Source organism: Nonomuraea sp. NPDC003201 (assembly GCF_053590415.1).
The window spans coordinates 34,664-50,625 of record NZ_JBSFTC010000035.1; the positions used below are offsets into that span (position 1 = coordinate 34,664).

The 15,962-nt window shown below is 72.2% G+C and carries 13 protein-coding genes; 1 reads left to right on the forward strand and 12 read right to left on the reverse strand.

Annotated elements, in window-relative coordinates; genetic code table 11:
- Window positions 1-2 precede the first annotated feature (2 nt).
- From ACWDX9_RS16305 to ACWDX9_RS16360, 12 genes are all read right to left on the reverse strand, one after another.
- Window positions 3-926: a hypothetical protein gene (locus tag ACWDX9_RS16305; RefSeq protein WP_449954177.1), complete on the reverse strand. Its 924-nt coding sequence runs from the start codon at window positions 924-926 to the stop codon at window positions 3-5.
- A complete protein-coding gene (locus tag ACWDX9_RS16310; RefSeq protein ID WP_449954180.1) occupies window positions 923-1,519 on the reverse strand; it encodes a hypothetical protein in 597 nt (198 codons plus the stop codon). Before ACWDX9_RS16310 ends, ACWDX9_RS16305 begins: the two co-directional genes overlap by 4 nt.
- A complete protein-coding gene (locus tag ACWDX9_RS16315; RefSeq protein WP_449954183.1) occupies window positions 1,516-4,236 on the reverse strand; it encodes a BTAD domain-containing putative transcriptional regulator in 2,721 nt (906 codons plus the stop codon). Before ACWDX9_RS16315 ends, ACWDX9_RS16310 begins: the two co-directional genes overlap by 4 nt.
- A 69-nt stretch (window positions 4,237-4,305) precedes the next feature.
- The gene (locus ACWDX9_RS16320; RefSeq protein WP_350728313.1) at window positions 4,306-4,716 is read right to left on the reverse strand and encodes a flp pilus-assembly TadE/G-like family protein; all 411 of its coding nucleotides are present in this window, start codon (window positions 4,714-4,716) and stop codon (window positions 4,306-4,308) included.
- Window positions 4,713-5,105, reverse strand: coding sequence for a TadE/TadG family type IV pilus assembly protein (locus ACWDX9_RS16325; RefSeq protein ID WP_357726163.1), 393 nt, complete (start codon window positions 5,103-5,105; stop codon window positions 4,713-4,715). Before ACWDX9_RS16325 ends, ACWDX9_RS16320 begins: the two co-directional genes overlap by 4 nt.
- Window positions 5,102-5,530, reverse strand: coding sequence for a TadE family protein (locus tag ACWDX9_RS16330; RefSeq protein WP_449954188.1), 429 nt, complete (start codon window positions 5,528-5,530; stop codon window positions 5,102-5,104). Before ACWDX9_RS16330 ends, ACWDX9_RS16325 begins: the two co-directional genes overlap by 4 nt.
- Window positions 5,517-5,747, reverse strand: coding sequence for a hypothetical protein (locus ACWDX9_RS16335; RefSeq protein WP_350728310.1), 231 nt, complete (start codon window positions 5,745-5,747; stop codon window positions 5,517-5,519). The genes ACWDX9_RS16330 and ACWDX9_RS16335 overlap by 14 nt, the downstream gene beginning before the upstream one ends.
- Window positions 5,747-6,667 carry a type II secretion system F family protein gene (locus ACWDX9_RS16340; RefSeq protein WP_364243157.1) on the reverse strand — a complete coding sequence of 307 codons (921 nt, stop codon included), beginning with the start codon at window positions 6,665-6,667 and terminating at the stop codon, window positions 5,747-5,749. Before ACWDX9_RS16340 ends, ACWDX9_RS16335 begins: the two co-directional genes overlap by 1 nt.
- The gene (locus ACWDX9_RS16345) at window positions 6,660-7,505 is read right to left on the reverse strand and encodes a type II secretion system F family protein (RefSeq protein WP_449954190.1); all 846 of its coding nucleotides are present in this window, start codon (window positions 7,503-7,505) and stop codon (window positions 6,660-6,662) included. The genes ACWDX9_RS16340 and ACWDX9_RS16345 overlap by 8 nt, the downstream gene beginning before the upstream one ends.
- 4 nt (window positions 7,506-7,509) lie before the next feature.
- Entirely contained in the window at window positions 7,510-8,805 is a 1,296-nt protein-coding gene (locus tag ACWDX9_RS16350) for a CpaF family protein (protein ID WP_350728307.1), read from the reverse strand.
- A complete protein-coding gene (locus ACWDX9_RS16355; protein ID WP_350728306.1) occupies window positions 8,802-9,518 on the reverse strand; it encodes a hypothetical protein in 717 nt (238 codons plus the stop codon). Before ACWDX9_RS16355 ends, ACWDX9_RS16350 begins: the two co-directional genes overlap by 4 nt.
- A gap of 1 nt (window position 9,519) precedes the next feature.
- A complete protein-coding gene (locus tag ACWDX9_RS16360; RefSeq protein ID WP_449954193.1) occupies window positions 9,520-10,191 on the reverse strand; it encodes a hypothetical protein in 672 nt (223 codons plus the stop codon).
- 564 nt (window positions 10,192-10,755) lie between these two features.
- Between ACWDX9_RS16360 and ACWDX9_RS16365 the strand changes: the two genes are divergently transcribed.
- Entirely contained in the window at window positions 10,756-15,771 is a 5,016-nt protein-coding gene (locus ACWDX9_RS16365) for an FtsK/SpoIIIE domain-containing protein (RefSeq protein ID WP_449954196.1), read from the forward strand.
- Window positions 15,772-15,962: the final 191 nt, after the last annotated feature.

Consider the following 15,962-nt stretch of genomic DNA (forward strand, 5'->3'; position numbering starts at 1 on the left):
GCTCACGGCTTTACGTTGCTCTGGATCTCGCCGACCGGCACGTCCCGGCTGGCTCCGACCTGTACGGGCGCGAACTGGAACGGCACCACGTTGTCGGCCACCTGGACCGGCCAGACGGTGGTGACGGTCAGCGTGTACTTCTCGCGCGGCTGGTCGATCGCCGAGCGCAGGTAACGCACGCCGCAGGTGAACTGGGCGCCCTTCGCGTACGGCTTCCCGGACGGCCCGCAGCCCTCCTCGTGCACCTCGGCCCGGTCCTTGGACGTGCCCGGGTCGATCTTGATGTCCTGCAGCGTCGCCACCAGGGTCACGCTCATGACGCCGGGGATCGACGCCGTGACCGTGCGGCGCGGCTGGCCGACGTTCTCCAACCAGACGTAGGTCGGGAGGTTGACGAAGCTCTTGGCGTCGGGGTTCAGCTTGACCGTCGGCTCCGGGACGGTCAGCGCGGCCCTGGCGATCTGCGCCAGCTGCTCGATCGTGATCCCGGACGGCGGCGTGGTGTTCGGGGGCATGAAGATGAACTGTTCGAGGCCGCCCCAGCAGGCGGCGCCGTTCGGATCGGCCTTGTTGTACGCGGGCACCCACCACCGGCCCGGCTTGCCGAGCTTGTCCTTGAACTGCTGGACGAAGGCCCGGAAGCTGTCCTCGTCGATGCCCGCCCGCCTGGCCGGGCCCGCGCCTTCGGTGTGCAGCCGGAACATCTCCTCGGCGTCCAGGCTGGGCTCGTACCAGCAGGGGCGCGGGATGCGGTAGCCGTCGCCCGAGCCGCCCTTGCCGTCACCGGTGATCTTGATGGTGCTGGCCTCCAGGCTCAGGCTCGTCGTCCGCCCGCGCTGATCGCCGCTGACGTCCACATCGCCGGGTCCCGGGGTCGGACCGAGCGTCAGCGGCACCGCGAGCAGTACCGCGAGCAAAGGTTTCATCGCGTGCATCTCTCTGTGGAGGTGATGTAGGACCTGATGCGCCACACCCCGTCGTCACCGCGATGGGCGACCACGCTCTGGCCGTAGGGGGTGCGCAGCCAATCGGGTTGGGGCGCGACGGCCTTCCCGGTGCGCGAGGAGATCATCCGTACGCCTGACTCGTCCACGCACGCGTTGATCTGAGCGCCTTTGCCCATGCGGGCGCTGACCCGCAGGTTGTAGAGCCGGCCCGTCCCGCGCATCGACTGCTCCTCGTCGATGAACTCGTTCACCCACTCCGTCGCCTGCTGCTCGGCCTGGATCTCCAGATTGCGCCGGTAGCCGCGGGTCCCTTCGACGACGGCCTGGCGGGTGCCCACGTACTGGTCGACGATGACCTTCAGCAGCGGGTCGGGGTCGGCCGGCCACTCCACCCGCACGCGCAGGCCGTCGCCGATGGCGATGCTCTGGGGGCCGGCGGGCAGCGTCTCCTCCGGCTGCGCGGCCTTGCCGGAGGGTTTCGCCGGGGTGGGCTCCGCCGCGGGCGTGTACGGGCGCTCGGCCTGCCCGCAGCCCGCCAGGACGATCATCAGCAGCAGCACGACTCGTCTCATGCCGACGACTCCCTCACCACATGGATGCGCCACGTGGGCAGCAGTTCCTCGATCAGTGCCTCGGTCTCCGGGGCCATCCCGCCGCCGTACGGGTGCGAGGCCGCCCTGCGGGTCAGCCCTTCGACGACGGCGCGCAGCCGTACGGTGTCCTCGGTGGCGTGCGTGGCCCGCAGCAGGTCGCGCCAGAGGCCCTCGTCGTCCACCGCCAGCAGCAGGGCCGCGCGTACGGCGGCCACCGCGGCGTCCGGCTGCCCGTGCGCGAGCCGCAGCTCGCAGAGCTGGTGCGCCGCGTCGGCCACCTCGGCGGCCACGTCGTACTCCAGGTCCTCGGCCGCCAGCCAGGCGTACCTGCCCGGCTGGCGGCCGCTCAGCAGCGGGCCCCTGACCAGTCCGAGCGCCTTCTCCAGCAGGACGGCCCGGGCCGTGGGGTCGCCTTGCGAGCGGCGTACGAGCTCGCGGAACAGCGCCCAGTCCGTACGCACCTCGGGCCCCAGGCTGATCCGGCCGGCCTCGTCGGTGTGCAGGTGCTCCCGCCCGAGCCATTCGGCGACCCTGGCGATCGTGGCGTCCCTGACCATGTCCTGCACGCCGCGCGGCCAGAGCACCCCGCCCAGCACCGAGGGGTGCACGCCGCCGGGATGCGTGGCCAGGTAGACCAGCAGCTCCGCGGCCAGCGCCAGCCGGCCCTCCTCCAGGGGCCGCAGGCCGATGACCTCGATGGGGCCGAGCATCCTGATCTCGACGGCGGGCGGGTGCAGCCCCGCCAGCGGCTCGGCCTCGGAGACGGCCTCGCCGTCGACCTGGGAGGCCGTGCGGAACAGGTCGATCAATGCCTGGTAGTGGCGGCGGGGCAGGAGCTGGGCCTGCACGTCGAAGCCCAGCTCGGCCATCCTGGCCCGGCCGTCGTCGCCGATCTCCAGCGTCCAGGTGGCGTGCGGGACCTCGCCCGCCAGCACGTAACCGGCGGTGTCCCGGCGGGCCAGCAGCGCCAGGCGCCGGGCCTCCTCGTGCGTGGGCGCGACCGCGGACAGCAGGTAGTGGGCGTCGCGCGGGCTGCCGGTGATGCGCCCGGTCAGCACCTCCCTGCGCGGCGCGGCGATCGCCTCCAGCTCGGGCAGCACCTCGGCCAGGCCGCCGACGGCCCTGATGCGGTCGGGCGCGATGGCGGTCAGCTCCTCGCCGAAGCCGACGAGCGTGATGCGCATGCGGTCGGACCAGCGGTTGGTGGCCAGCTCGACGGCGAGGGCGGCCAGCGCGGCCGTGGTCTGCGGGCCGCGCACGTTGATCAGGCCCTGCGCGGCTTCCAGGTCGATGAGCACGCGCCCGCTGGCGTCCGTGCCGATGGAGACCAGCCCGGGGTACGGCGCCCCGCCCGCCTGCTCCTCCAGCAGGCGGCCCTCGTGGGCGGGCAGCCGCCACACCTGGCCGCCGTCCTGGGCCATCCACGGGGCGGGCGCGTCGCCGTCCGGGGGGTGGATCCACAGGTCGAGCGTGCGGGCCGACAGGTGCGCCCCGTACACGGTGGGCGGCGTGCGGTTCTGGGCGGCCAGCTCGGCGCCGAGCAGCCGCAGGCCGATGTCGAGGATGCGGGCGCCCGGCGCGTCGCCGCCCAGCCTCAGCGCGACCTCGGCCTGGGCGGCGTCGTCGCGCGGGCGGACGATCCGGCGGCCGAACACCCTGCGCCAGAGCTGCTCGCGGCGCCGCCTGGCCAGCACGACGAGCAGGCCCGCGGCGGCCAGCGAGGCCGTGGCGAGGTAGTCGGTCAGGTCGGTCGTCTGGGTCTGCCGGATGGTGGCCTGCGGCCGGTCGGGCTGCTGCTGCTGCTGTTGATCCGGCTGGCGGTGCTTGGCCTCGACCTTCTTCTCGGCCTGGCCGGTCTTCGAGTCGGCGTGCCGGTCCGCGTGCTGGCCCGCGTGCTGACCCACTGGCGCCCTGCCGGGGTGCTCGCGCAGGGTCTGCTCGCGGGGCTGGTCGACGGGGACGACGTGGGCGTGCCTGGCGTCGTCCGGCATGTCGAGCACCCAGCCGGGCCTGATCAGGTCGGCCATGCGCAGGCGGGAGCCGTCCGGCTGCTCCTTCGCCTGATTAAGCCGGTAAATTTCGGGATATCGGCGGCCGTCGCCGAGGCACTTCTCGGCGATCTCCCACAGGCTCTCGTGGTGCCGGCCGTGCGGGGGCTGCACCACGTACACCTTCTTGGTCTTGTGCGTGTCGAGGGTCGTCTTCTCGACGATCGGCGCGGAGTACGCGACCGCCGTCACGGGCGTGGCGGCCGGCGTGGGCGCCAGCTTGGCCAGCGGCACGACCATCGCACCCGCCGTGAACAGCAGCAGCACCGCGCCGACGAGCTTGTTGGCCAGCGCCTGCGTGCCTCCGGAGAGCGGCACGCGGGCCGGCATGCCGACCCTGCGCACGCCCGCGTACACCTCGACCAGCACGCACACGAACAGCTGGAACCAGGCCAGCCACACCAGCAGCACCAGCACGGCCACGACGGTGCTCGGGCCGACGCGGCTGGTGAGCAGGTCGAGGTCGAGCAGCTCGGGCGCGATCGGCGGCCCCACGAACGTGAGCAGCGCGTACGGCACCCCGCCCACGAGCGCGACCAGCACGATCAGCGATCCGATGCCGGCGAGCACGTCTCCGGCGCTGCGCCTGGCCTTGACGCGCACGGGCGTGTGACGTCCGTGTGGGCGCGCGGGCTCTCGCGTCGGCATCGTCTCTCCCTTCCGCCGTCCAGGGTCGTGCTCGTACGCTCACCGATCCATCGACCGGTGAGTTTCGGTCTATCTCGCTTCGGGTGCGGCGACGGCCCGGCCGGTCATCTCGGTGCCGGGAAAGCCGATCGCGCTCAGGAAGAACGCCTTCCAGGGCACCGACACGGTGACCGTCACCTGCGCCTGCCCCTGGCCGACGGTGCACTCGCCGCGGGTCACGCCCTCGCCGCCCTGCGCGGCGACGATCTCGTCGGCCCTGGCGCACACCTGGTCCTCGCCGAGCAGCCGGGTCTGGCCGGTGGAGCGCAGGTGGTCGACGTCGATCTCGTCGGCGCCGGCCCGCGCGGCCTGCTCGGCCACGTCGGCCGCGCGCAGCCGGGCGTTGATCGCCGCGCCGCCGTCCACGAGAAGCCCGGCCAGCAGGAACACGACGACGGAGAACAGCACGGTGAACACCGACATCGACCCCCGCTCCCTCATTCGACCCTCCTGAACTGCTCGATCGGCACCACCGCCGTGCCGGTCATCCGCTTGACGCCGCCGAACCCCAGGAAGCCGAGGTCCAGCTCGCAGCTCACCTCGGCCTGGACCTGGCCGCCCTGCTCCCACGCGGAGCCGTCCAGCGAGACGGACGGGGACCCGCAGGGCCCGGTCAGCGTGCTGTCGGCGATGGCCTTGGCCGCGGCCTCGGCGTCGTCGAGCGTGCGCTGCACCGACGCGGCCCGGGCCGCGTCCCTGGCCGCCCCGTTGACCCGCCCCTGCGACTCCACCAGCACCCCCGCTCCCGCCAGGAACATGAGAAACAGCAGGAAGAGCGGGGCCAGCATCACGGTCTCCACGGCCATGGAGCCGCGCTCCGCCCGCCTCACGAGCAGTCCCCGCCGCCGTTGTCCGGGCGGAAGCACTCGACCGGGCCGCCCGCGGTGGCGGTGATCGTGAACGTCAGCTCGGGCAGCAGCGGGATGACCTGTACGGCGCTGCCGGTCACGGTGACGAAGCGCTCGTCCGGTTCCTTCTCGGACGTCGTGGCCGTGGCGCTCTGGAGCAGCTTCGGGCCGACGGCCTTGATGATGTCGGTGGCCTTGGCGGTGGCCTGGCCCGGCCAGTCACCGGAGTCGAACGGCGCCGCCCTGGCCACGCGCGCGCCTTCCTGGGCGGCGGCCTCCGCCACCTGGCGGGCGTGGAACCACAGCGCCACCTGCACGATGAGCAGCGCGACCGCCAGGATGATCGGCATGAGGATGGCCAGCTCGATCACCGTCGCGCCCCGCTCGCCTCTCCTACGGATTACCACCGGTGTCACCGCCACCGCCGAAGGTGCCTTGGAGATCGTTCTGCCTTCCTTCGACCAGCGACTTGATCAAGGTGGCCAACCCGAGCGCGACACCGGCGATGATGGCGGTGATGATCACCCATTCGACGGCGGAGGCCCCGCGGGTGGGGGCGGTGCGGGCGCGCTGGATGCGGACACCCAGGTACGCGGTGAGGTAAACGATCCAGGGATGGTTCATCAGGACCCCAACATCTTCATAGCGGCGGGAAAACTGAGAAAGATCACGAAACCGGCGCAGAGCAGCAGCTGGGCCACGAGCATCGACTGCGACCGCTCGCCGGCCCTGCCCTCGATCTCCGCCAGCTCGCGGCGGCGCAACGTCGCGGCCCTCGCCGTCAGCGACGCGCGTACTTTGGCGCCGTCGTCGGCCACCAGGCCGAGCGCGGCGGACAGGTCGCGCAGCTCGTCGATGTTGATCTCCTCGCCGAGCTGGCCGAGTGCCTGCCACGGGGTGATGCCGACGATCCTGGCGCCGCTGAGCGCGTCGCGGATGCGGCCCATCGCCCAGTTGGGCTGCTCGCCGCTGACCGAGACGGCCATCATCAGGGCTTCGGGGACGCCGCGGCCGCCGGCCAGGTTCATGGAGACGAGGTCGAGGAACGCGCCGACCACATGGCGGAAGTCGCGCCGCCTGGCCGCCGCGTCCTTGCGTATCTGGAGGTCGGGCAGGAAGAAGAACAGCAGCGCGACGAGCACGGCGGCCCAGAACGGGATGGCCAGCGAGGTGCCCCACTCCATGAGCACCAGCCAGCCCAGCAGCAGCGGGAAGGCCAGCAGGCCGCTGGCCGCCAGCAGCACCTTGCCGGCCAGGAACGCCTCGAACGAGCGGCCGAGCAGCGCCAGGTCCGCCTTGATCGACCTGACCTCCCAGCCGCGGGCCGCGTACAGGCGGGCCAGGCGGGCGCCCAGGCCGCGGCGGAACGCGCTGACCTCCTCCTCGGGCAGCAGGAGCTGGATGCTCGGAGCGCCCGCGTCCTCGCGTACGGCGTCGAGCGCGAGCAGCCGCGCCACCAGCCCCGGGCGGGCCGGGAAGAGCGCCCGCAGCAGCACGAACAGGCCGAGCCCTAATACGGCTCCGCCCAGCGCGCCCTCAACCATCGCCGCCGCCTCCTCCCATGAGCAGCCGGGTCGGCTTGTCGAACCTGGCCAGCCGCCTCATCCAGGCGAACCCCGCTCCGAACAGCCCCGCGACCACCACGAGCACGGCCTGGCCCAGCAGGCCCCCGTACTCGGCCACGTAGGAGGGGTTGAACAGGATGAGGAGCCCGGCGAAGACGAGCGCGGTGATCACCACGATCTGGACGCTGCGCCTGGTCGAGCGGCGTTCGGCCTCGACGCGGCGGCGCATGTCGAGCTCCTCGCGGGCCGAGACGGCCAGCGCGCCCAGCACGTCGCGCAGGCCGGGGCCGCGCAGCCGGGAGTTGAGGATGAGCGCGGCCACCACGAGGTCGGCCGACGGGTCGTCGAGCTCGTCGGCGAACAGCGCCAGCGCCTCCGGCAGCGCCATCCTCGTGTGCAGCCGGTCGATCATGGCGCGCAGGTGGGGCCTGAGCATGGGCGCGGCGGCCCTGATGGACGACGGGATGGCCTGTTCGAGCCCGGCCGCGCCGGCGATCGTGTCACGCAGGGACTCGGTCCAGGCGGCGAGCCCTTCGAGCCGGCGCATGGCGGCGCGCTCCTCGGCGGCCCCGCCCGACAGGCCGCGCCAGGCGAACACGAGCAGCACCGTGCCCACCGCCATGACCGGCCAGCCGGTGATGATCAGGACGAGCCCGGCCGCGACCGCGGCTATCGCGGTGCGGGTGGTCAGCATCTTGAGCAGGTGGCGCTTGGGCTGGGGCGGGCGGGGGCGCATGCCGTACAGGGAGACGAAGAACAGGAACAGGCCGCCGCCTATGATCGCTCCGGTCAGCAGCGCGAACGGGTCGAAGATCACCTCGTCACCACCCCCCTGGCAGGTAGCCGTGGGCGGCGAGCTCGTCCAGGCAGGAGACCGGCGCGTGCGGGACGGCGGTGCCGTCGGGGCCCGGCACGAACACCTCGCTCGACAGGACGCGGCCGTCGCAGCCGTTGACCTCGCGGATGCTGGAGACGTAGCGGCGCAGGGTGCCGCCGACGTGGTAGTCGTTGCGCTTCGTGATGAAGACGACGAAGTCGATGGCGCCCGCGATGAGCATGTGGGTCGCGTCGATGGGCAGGCGCTCGCTGGCCTGCAGGGCGTAGGTGGAGATGCGGTTGAAGACCTCCATGCTGGAGTTGGCGTGGATGGTCGACAGGGAGCCGTCGTTGCCCTGGGTCATCGCGTTGAGCATGGTGACGATCTCGTCGCCGAGGACCTCGCCGACGATGACGCGGCTGGGGTTCATGCGGAGGGAGCGTCTGACCAGCTCGGCCATGGAGATCTCGCCCTGGCCCTCGGAGTTGGGCAGGCGCTGCTCGAAGGCGACGACGTTGGGGTGGAGCTCGGGGAACTGGTCGAGGCCCAGCTCCAGGGCTCGTTCGACGGTGATGAGGCGCTCGGTGGGCTGGATCTCGTTGGCCAGGGCCCGCAGCAGGGTGGTCTTGCCGGCGTTGGTGGACCCGGCGATCATGATGTTCTTGCGGGCGGCGACGGCGGCCGTCAAGAACCTCGATATGTCCCGACTTATCGTGCCGTTGCCTGCCAAGTCGGACAGGAAGACCTTGCCGAGGCGGGCGCGGCGGATCGAGACCGCCGGCCTGACGGTGACGTCCATGACGGCGCTCAGCCTGGAGCCGTCGGGGAGGCGCAGGTCGAGCTGCGGGTTGGCGGTGTCGAAGGGCCTGCTCGACAGGCCCGAGTACGCCGCCAGGATCTGGATGAGCTCGATCAGCTCGTCGTCGGACTCGGCGACCGGGTCGTGCATGAGCTCCTGGCCGTCGGCGTAGCTGACGAACACCCTGTCGCAGCCGTTGATGTCGATGTTCTCGACCTGGGGGTCGTCGAGCAGCGGCTGCAGCCTGCCCACGCCGAACAGCGCGGCGTGGATGCCGGCCGCGAGCGCCTCTTCCTCCTCGACCGTGGGCGGCGTGCGGCCGAGGCCGATCTCGTTGCGGGCGTGCTCCTCCAGGACCTGGGAGATCAGCGCCCGGGCGAACTGGCGCTCGTCCTCCCCCGTCATCGGGGGCAGGCCGTTGGCCTGGTCGAGCCGGCGCTGGTGGGCCAGGCGGTCGCCGACCTCCTGACGGAAGCGCTTGACCAGCGAGTGATCGATCATCGGTGGCTCACCAGCCTTCCCGCCAGGTCTCTCGCGGTGCGGATGAGCAGGGACCGGTCGAGCCGTCCGCCCCACTGGCCGCGCAGCAGCTCGGCGCCCTTGGGGTCGTGCGCGAGGCCGTACACGTACTGGACGGCCGGGCCGACGATTCTGCGTACGTCGTCGATGGAGGCGCGGTAGTTACGCGGGTCGGCGATCACGGCGACGCCGTGCGCCTTGGTGATCTGGAGGCGTTCGCGCAGGTGGGCGACGTGGTCGAGGGTGGCCCTGGTGAGCAGTACGACCTGCTCGGCCTCGGCGAGCAGGTCGCCGAGCTGCGCGTGCGCGCCGAGGCGGCCGCAGTCGGCGATCACGTCGGCGTTCGGGATGCCGGCGAGCGCCCTGCCCAGCGGGCCCCACAGCCAGGTGAGCCCGGCGGCCTGCTCGCCGTGCGTGAGCCCGACCAGCACGTCGAGACCGCCGACGATCTTCTGCGTGTGCTGGTGGATCTGGGCGGGCTCGAGCCCGCGCCGCGCCGTGGCGCCGAGGGTGAGCAGTCCCTTGCCGGGGTTGAGCACGCCGCCGTCGGCGGCCGGGAGCCGGTAGGCGAGGTCACCGCCCGCCGGGTCGCATTCGGCCAGCAGCACGGGGCGCGGCCACACCGCCGCCAGGGCGGTCGCCGCGGTCGTCACACCCGGCGCGCCCTTGTCGGCGGCCAGTACGATCAGCGCCACGTCAGCGTGCCCCCGGTAGCTCGGCCACCGCGATCTCACCGGTGGAGGCGAACGCCACAATTTCCGGCGATGCCGATGAATCCACTATTACCGTGATCTGGCCGGAATTCGCCGTCCTCGACTTGTCGCCCACCGAGAACACGAGAGCGCTTTCCGCCAGCACCCGCGTTTGTCCCTGGGCCGAACGGCTGGGTACATATATCACCTGGACCCGGTCACCCGCTTCCACTCCGGCGGGCATTTGCCCTGGCTTGAGGGCCAATCCGACGGTCGCCTTTCCCGGGCCCAGCTCGCTGCTCTGGCTGACTCCCATCCGGCTCGTGAACAGCGTGCCGGGGAGGACCGTGACGGTCGCGAAGCTGTTTTCCACCTTGCCCCGCTCCGACCAGCTCACGTAGTCGATGCCGCTGTCGGCCGCGATCTGGACCTCTTCCAGCATCTGCTCGGTGAACTTCTGGCCCGCGCCGACCTGCTGCGTCACCCGGATCGCGGAGACGCGATCGCCGCTGCGCAGCACGAGCAGGGTCGTGGCCAGCGCGCCGCCCAGAATCAGCAGAACGGCAAGGGCGGCGAGGGCCGGCTTGCGTTCGCGAGGGGGCACGGGGAGCTTGCGCGAGGCCGGGCCGGACAACCCCGCCGCCGCGTTGACGGCAGGCTTTTCACTGGTCCTCATGGGTGGGGGGCTCCCAATTGAATCGTGGAATTGCCGCCATTATGTGGCGCGGGGAGGGGGCGTGGGGGCGGAATGCGAGGACCCATGCTTGTTTCGCAGGTGACGGGACGCCAATGCCGAATAATCGATGCCGGTTCTTTCTACCGAGTTGACGAACAGCCATTTCTCCGGCTAGCCACCACCCCAATAACACCCACCACACCGTTCACTCCCATTACCCCCGCCCGCCACCCAAGCCCCGGCCCCACCCGCCCCCGGACGACCCTACGACCCGATGACCCGACGACCGCCAATCGCCCAACCACGCCCACGGCCGGACGCAACGCCCCGCGACCTAACCAAACGGACACCAATCCCATACACCGCGCCACCAACACCCACCGCCCCGACCAAGCCACGCACCCCCGCCAAAGAGCGGAGACCGGTTATCCACAGCCATCGGGAGCCCCAACCCGCGCTCATCCCCAGCACCAGCCGGCCATGCCATTGCCGTCAACCAACCTGCCTACCCTCGCTTCGGGCGCTACCTTTGGGCGCCCGAGGTCCGAGCGAGGAGACGGCATCATGCGGATCATGCTCACCGTGCTCGGCGGGCAGGGCGACCGTGACGTCGTGATCGACGGCGACGACGGCGCCACAGTGGCGAGGGTGAGCGAGGCGCTCAACGATCACGGGCCGCTGGCGAAGGTCGTCCGCCTGCCCAAAGCACGAGCCCCCTACGGGATGTCGACCCCCGAGGACACCGGCGCGCACGTGCCATACCCCCGCCGGCCGGAGCGCACCGCGACGCAGCCGGTCACGGCGCAGCCGAGCGCCGCAGGGGCGGCGCCGGCCCTGTGGCGTGACGGCCGCCCGCTCGACCCCCGCGCCCGGGCCGCCGCCGTGCTGCGCGACGGCGACAAGATCACGCTGGACCCCGCGCTCGCCCGCGAAACCCTCATCGAGGAGCCGGGCGGGGTGGCCGAGGTACGCGTGGTGGGCGGCCCGGCGGCCGGCGCCGTACACCGGCTGGGCCTGGGCGTGCACGTCATCGGCTCCGACCCGATGTGCGCCATGACCACCGCCGACCCCGTCCTCGCCCCGGAAGCGGTGACCGTACGCGTGACGCCGGACGCGATCACCATCGAGCGCGCCGGGCGGCCGCCCGGCGAGGCGCCCAGGCTGAAGCTCAAGGGCAGGTGGGCCGAGGAGGTCGCCGAGCTCACGGCCCGGGTCGCGGAGCGGGAGGCGGCCGAGCTGGCCGCCGACTACGGCGAGGTGCCCGAGCTCGACGGCCGTCCGCTCACGGAGCGGACCGAATGGCCCGACCAGGCCGTGCTCACATGTGGTTCGTCGGTGTTCGTGCTGACGTCGATCGAGCCCAAGGACGCGCATCTGGCGCCTAGGAGCGAGGGCGGCGTGTCCTACAACCGCCCGCCCAGGCTCCGGCGCTCCGAGCCCGAGCGCAAGTTCGTCAAACCCAAGGAGCCCTCCAGGAACGAAGGCCTGCGCCTGCAGTTGCTCGCCGCCCTCCTGCCCGCCGTGCTCGGCGTGACGCTCGCGTTCGCCCTGAAGCAGCCGTACTACCTGCTCGTCGCCCTCATGACCCCGGTCATCATGATCGGCCAGTGGTGGAGCGACCGCCGCCATGGCAAGAAACAGCACAAAAAGGCGCTCAAGGAGTACAACGAGCAGCTCCAGGCGTACGACGAGGCCGTCGAGCGGGCGAGGGTGGCGGACGAGGCCGCCCGCAGGTCGGACGCGCCCGACCCCGCGCAGGTGCTGCTCACCGCCACGGGGCCGCGCAGGCGGCTGTGGGAGCGCCGGATCCACGACGCCGACTCGCTCAGGCTCAGGGTCGGGCTCGCCGACCTGCCCGCCAACCTGGAGCTGTCGGAGGAGCAGGGCGGGCCCATCGATCCGCCGATGTGCCACTCCGTTCCGGTGGCGCTGCCCATGCGCAGGCTGGGCGTGGCGGGCGTCACGGGCCCGCGCGCCGCGGCGACCAGCCTCGCGAGCTGGCTGATCGCCCAGGCCGCGACCCTGCACAGCCCCCGCGACCTGGCCATCGTGATCGTGTCCGCGCACGCCGACGGCGAGCACCGCTGGGGCTGGATGCGCTGGCTCCCGCACTGCACCCCCCGCGCGGGCGAGGAGTGCGTGGCGCTGATCGGCACCGACCCCGAGTCGGCCGCCCGCCGCGTCTCCGAGCTCGCCGCCCTCATCGACGAACGCCAGAACACCGCGATCCCCGAGCTGGGCAAGATCCCCACCGGCTGGGACGACCTCGGGGGCCCGGAGAAGCCCACCTTCTCCTCGTACGACGTGCGCCCGTACGACGTCCTGGTGATCCTCGACGGCGCCCAGGTGCTGCGCGGCCTGCCCAACATGCCGCAGGTGCTGCGCCAGGGCCCGCGTTCAGGGGTGTTCACGCTCGCCATCGACGACGACCAGCGGCTGCTGCCCGAAGAGTGCCAGACCGTGGCCGCGTGCGGCACGGACGGTCTCGTACGCCTGCGCGGCGGCGGCCTCGACGTCATCGGCCCGATCCTGGGCGACCTCGTCTCCCCCGCCTGGTCCGACCGGCTGGCCAGGGCCCTGTCCCCGATTCGCGACGTGAGCAGGGACGACCCGTCGGGCAACCTCCCCGGCGCCGTCCGCCTGCTCGACCTGATGAGCATGCCCCGCCCGTCCGGACAGGAGCTGGCCGGGCGCTGGCGTGCCCAGGGCTCCACGAGCGCGCTGATCGGCATCGGCCCCGAGGGCCCGTTCTCGGTCGACCTCAGGCTCGACGGCCCCCACGGCCTGATCGCCGGCACCACGGGCGCGGGCAAGTCGGAGCTGCTGCAGACGCTGATCTGCTCGCTGGCGGTGGCCAACCGGCCCGACCAGCTCACGTTCGTGCTGATCGACTACAAGGGCGGCGCCGCCTTCAAGGAGTGTGTACGCCTGCCGCACACGGTCGGCATGGTCAGCGACCTCGACGGCCACCTGACCCAGCGGGCCCTCGACTCGCTGGCGGCCGAGATCCGCCGGAGAGAGCGCCTGCTGGCGGCGGCCGGGGCCAAGGACATCGAGGACTACACGGGCACGGGCATGCCGCGCCTGGTGTTGATCATCGATGAGTTCGCCGCTCTGGTGGCCGAGTTGCCCGACTTCGTCACGGGCCTGGTCGACATCGCCCGCCGTGGCCGTTCGCTGGGCATCCACCTCATCCTGGCCACGCAGCGCCCCGCGGGCGTGGTCACGGCCGACATCCAGGCGAACACGTCGTTGCGCATCGCCCTGCGCGTGACCGAGCCCGCGGAGTCCTCCGACGTCATCGACCTCCCGGACGCCGCCCACATCTCCAAGTCGACGCCCGGCCGCTGCTACGTCCGTTCCGGCGTGGGGGCCGCGACCGCCGTACAGACGGCCAGGGTGGGAGGCCGCAGCCCCGCGCCAGGTTCGACGGGCCCGCTCGCCGGGCCGGGCGCCGCCATCAGGGTGCTCGACGTGAGCTGGCGCTCGCTGGGCAAACCCCTGCCGCCCCCTCCGGAGCCGGAGGAGGACTCGACGGTCACCGACCTGACCCTGGTCGCCGACGCCCTGATCGAGGCCACCCACCTGACCGCGGTCCCCGTCCAGCCCAGTCCCTGGCTCGATCCCCTCCCCACCCACTTCGTCCTGGACCTCCCGGCCCTCACCACGCCACCCCTGGCCGCCGCATCCTCACCTTCCGGCGACGCCGGCTCCCCCGCATCACAGACGGCACCTCCCAACCCGACAAAGAGCGCTTCCAGGCACATTCCAGGAATCACCGCCCATGACCACGTCCAGGTCTCCGTGAAGGGCTCGGCCCAACCTTCCCCCGGCCTCCCCGGACACCCACCCCCAGGTCACCCCGCGCCCCTTCACCCAGCGGGCCCAGGCCATCTCCATCCACCGACCCACCGCCCCTCCGGAGGCGCCAAAGGCCCTCTACCGGCCGGCGCGCAACCTGACCGCTTCCCCTCCCGCCCGGAGTCCCACGGCGCGGGATCCTCATCGGGTGCGTTCGTCGAGGTCCCACCACTGCCTTACGGCCTGACCGACCGTCCGTGGGCGCAGGACCGGTGCCCACTCGCGCTGGACCTGGCCAACGGAGGCCACCTGCTCATCGCGGGGGCCGCCCGCTCCGGCAGATCGACGGCGCTACGCACGATCGCGGGCTCCATCGCGGCCCACTCCTCCCCGGAAGACGTCCACGTCCACGCGGTCGACTGCGGCTCCGGGGCGCTCCTGCCCCTGGTCACGATGCCCCACTGCGGCGCCGTCGTGACCCGCGACCAGATCGACCGGGTCGAACGCCTGCTCACCCGCCTGCGTACCGAGGTCGGCCGCCGCCAGCAACTCCTGGCCGAGGCCGGGCACGCCTCCCTGGCCGAATACCGCCAAGCCGGCCACCGCCTGCCCTGGCTGGTGTTCATGCTCGATCGCTGGGAGGGCTTCGTCGCCGCCTTCGAGAGCTACGACTACGGTCGCCTGATCGAGTCGCTGCTCCAGCTCATGCGCGAAGGCCCGGCGGTCGGGTTCAGGGCCGTGGTCACCAGCGACCGGTCAGGCCTGCTCGGCCAGGTCTCGACCGTCTTCGACGACCGGCTGCTCCTGCGCCTCTCGGACTCCTCCGACTACGGCCTGGCGGGCTTCCCCCTCAAGGGCCTGCCCTCGTCGATGCCGCCTGGCCGCGCGCTCTCGATGGGCGAGCACGGCATCGTGGAGCACCACATCGCGCTGCTCTCCTCCGACCCGTCGGGCCCGGCCCAGGTCGCCGCGTTCCAATCCCTGGCCCGCACGTCGACGGCGGATTCGGCGAGCCCTCGACGGAGTCCCGGTCCCGCTCACGGGCGATCCGCCGGTGCCGGCCAAGGCGGCCGGCAGTGGAACGGCGAGCCCCCCTTGCGGGTGGACGCCCTCCCCATGCGCGTCACGGCATCCCAAGCGCTCGCCCTGGACGCCACGTTCACACCCCCGTCCCCGCTGTGGGCACTGATCGGCGCCGGCGGCGACGCCCTGGCGCCGCTCGGGCTCGACCTGCTGGCCCACGGGCCCGGCGCCGTGATCGCCGGCCCGTCCCGCTCCGGCCGCTCGTCCGTCCTGCTGACCGCCGCCCATTCACTCATTGCCCGGGGCACGCCCGTCATCGCCGTCGCTCCCAGACGCAGCCCGTTAAGGGAGCTGAACGGCGCACTGGCCGTGCTGGACGGCAACGCCGCCAACCTGCCGGAGCTGGTCGCGGAGCTGCAGCAGTACGTGGTGCTGGTGGACGACGCCGAGTTGATCAACGCGGACGGCCCCTTGGGGATGGCGCTGGAGGAGGTGCACCGGTCGGGCCGGGACGGCGATCACGGGCTGCTGATCGCCGGCACGACCGGGGATCTGGCCGTCGCCTATCGCGGGTTCGTCGCCGAGACGCGCAAGGCCCGCACCGGGGTGCTGCTGGCCGTCCAGAGCCAGGCCGACGGCGACATCTTCTCGATCCGCCTACCCCGGGGAACGGTCGGCGGCCCCCCTGGCCGAGGCTTCCTGGTGAGAACGGGCAACATCACCCCCATCCAGGCGGCACTCCCCGACGACGCCTGACGTACGAGACCGAGCAGCCAGCCCTACCACCCTCGGGACCATCGGCTACGAGACCGCTCCCCGCGCCCGGCAGGACCTGCCGTCACAGAACGCCGCCCCGGAAGCACCCAGTCGTGGTGCCCGGCGGGATGGTGGTGCTCCGCGAGAGGGCTCCTTGCGATGTTGGGGGGCGTGCCCGGTTCCACGACGGG

Excerpts from the sequence above, each read along its gene's own strand:
- ACWDX9_RS16305 (WP_449954177.1), bottom strand. The coding sequence starts at position 926 with ATGAAACCTTTGCTCGCGGTACTGCTCGCGGTGCCGCTGACGCTCGGT.
- ACWDX9_RS16310 (WP_449954180.1), bottom strand. The coding sequence starts at position 1,519 with ATGAGACGAGTCGTGCTGCTGCTGATGATCGTCCTGGCGGGCTGCGGG.
- ACWDX9_RS16315 (WP_449954183.1), bottom strand. The coding sequence starts at position 4,236 with ATGCCGACGCGAGAGCCCGCGCGCCCACACGGACGTCACACGCCCGTG.
- ACWDX9_RS16320 (WP_350728313.1), bottom strand. The coding sequence starts at position 4,716 with ATGAGGGAGCGGGGGTCGATGTCGGTGTTCACCGTGCTGTTCTCCGTC.
- ACWDX9_RS16335 (WP_350728310.1), bottom strand. The coding sequence starts at position 5,747 with ATGAACCATCCCTGGATCGTTTACCTCACCGCGTACCTGGGTGTCCGC.
- ACWDX9_RS16340 (WP_364243157.1), bottom strand. The coding sequence starts at position 6,667 with ATGGTTGAGGGCGCGCTGGGCGGAGCCGTATTAGGGCTCGGCCTGTTC.
- ACWDX9_RS16350 (WP_350728307.1), bottom strand. The coding sequence starts at position 8,805 with ATGATCGATCACTCGCTGGTCAAGCGCTTCCGTCAGGAGGTCGGCGAC.
- ACWDX9_RS16360 (WP_449954193.1), bottom strand. The coding sequence starts at position 10,191 with ATGAGGACCAGTGAAAAGCCTGCCGTCAACGCGGCGGCGGGGTTGTCC.
- ACWDX9_RS16365 (WP_449954196.1), top strand. The coding sequence starts at position 10,756 with ATGCGGATCATGCTCACCGTGCTCGGCGGGCAGGGCGACCGTGACGTC.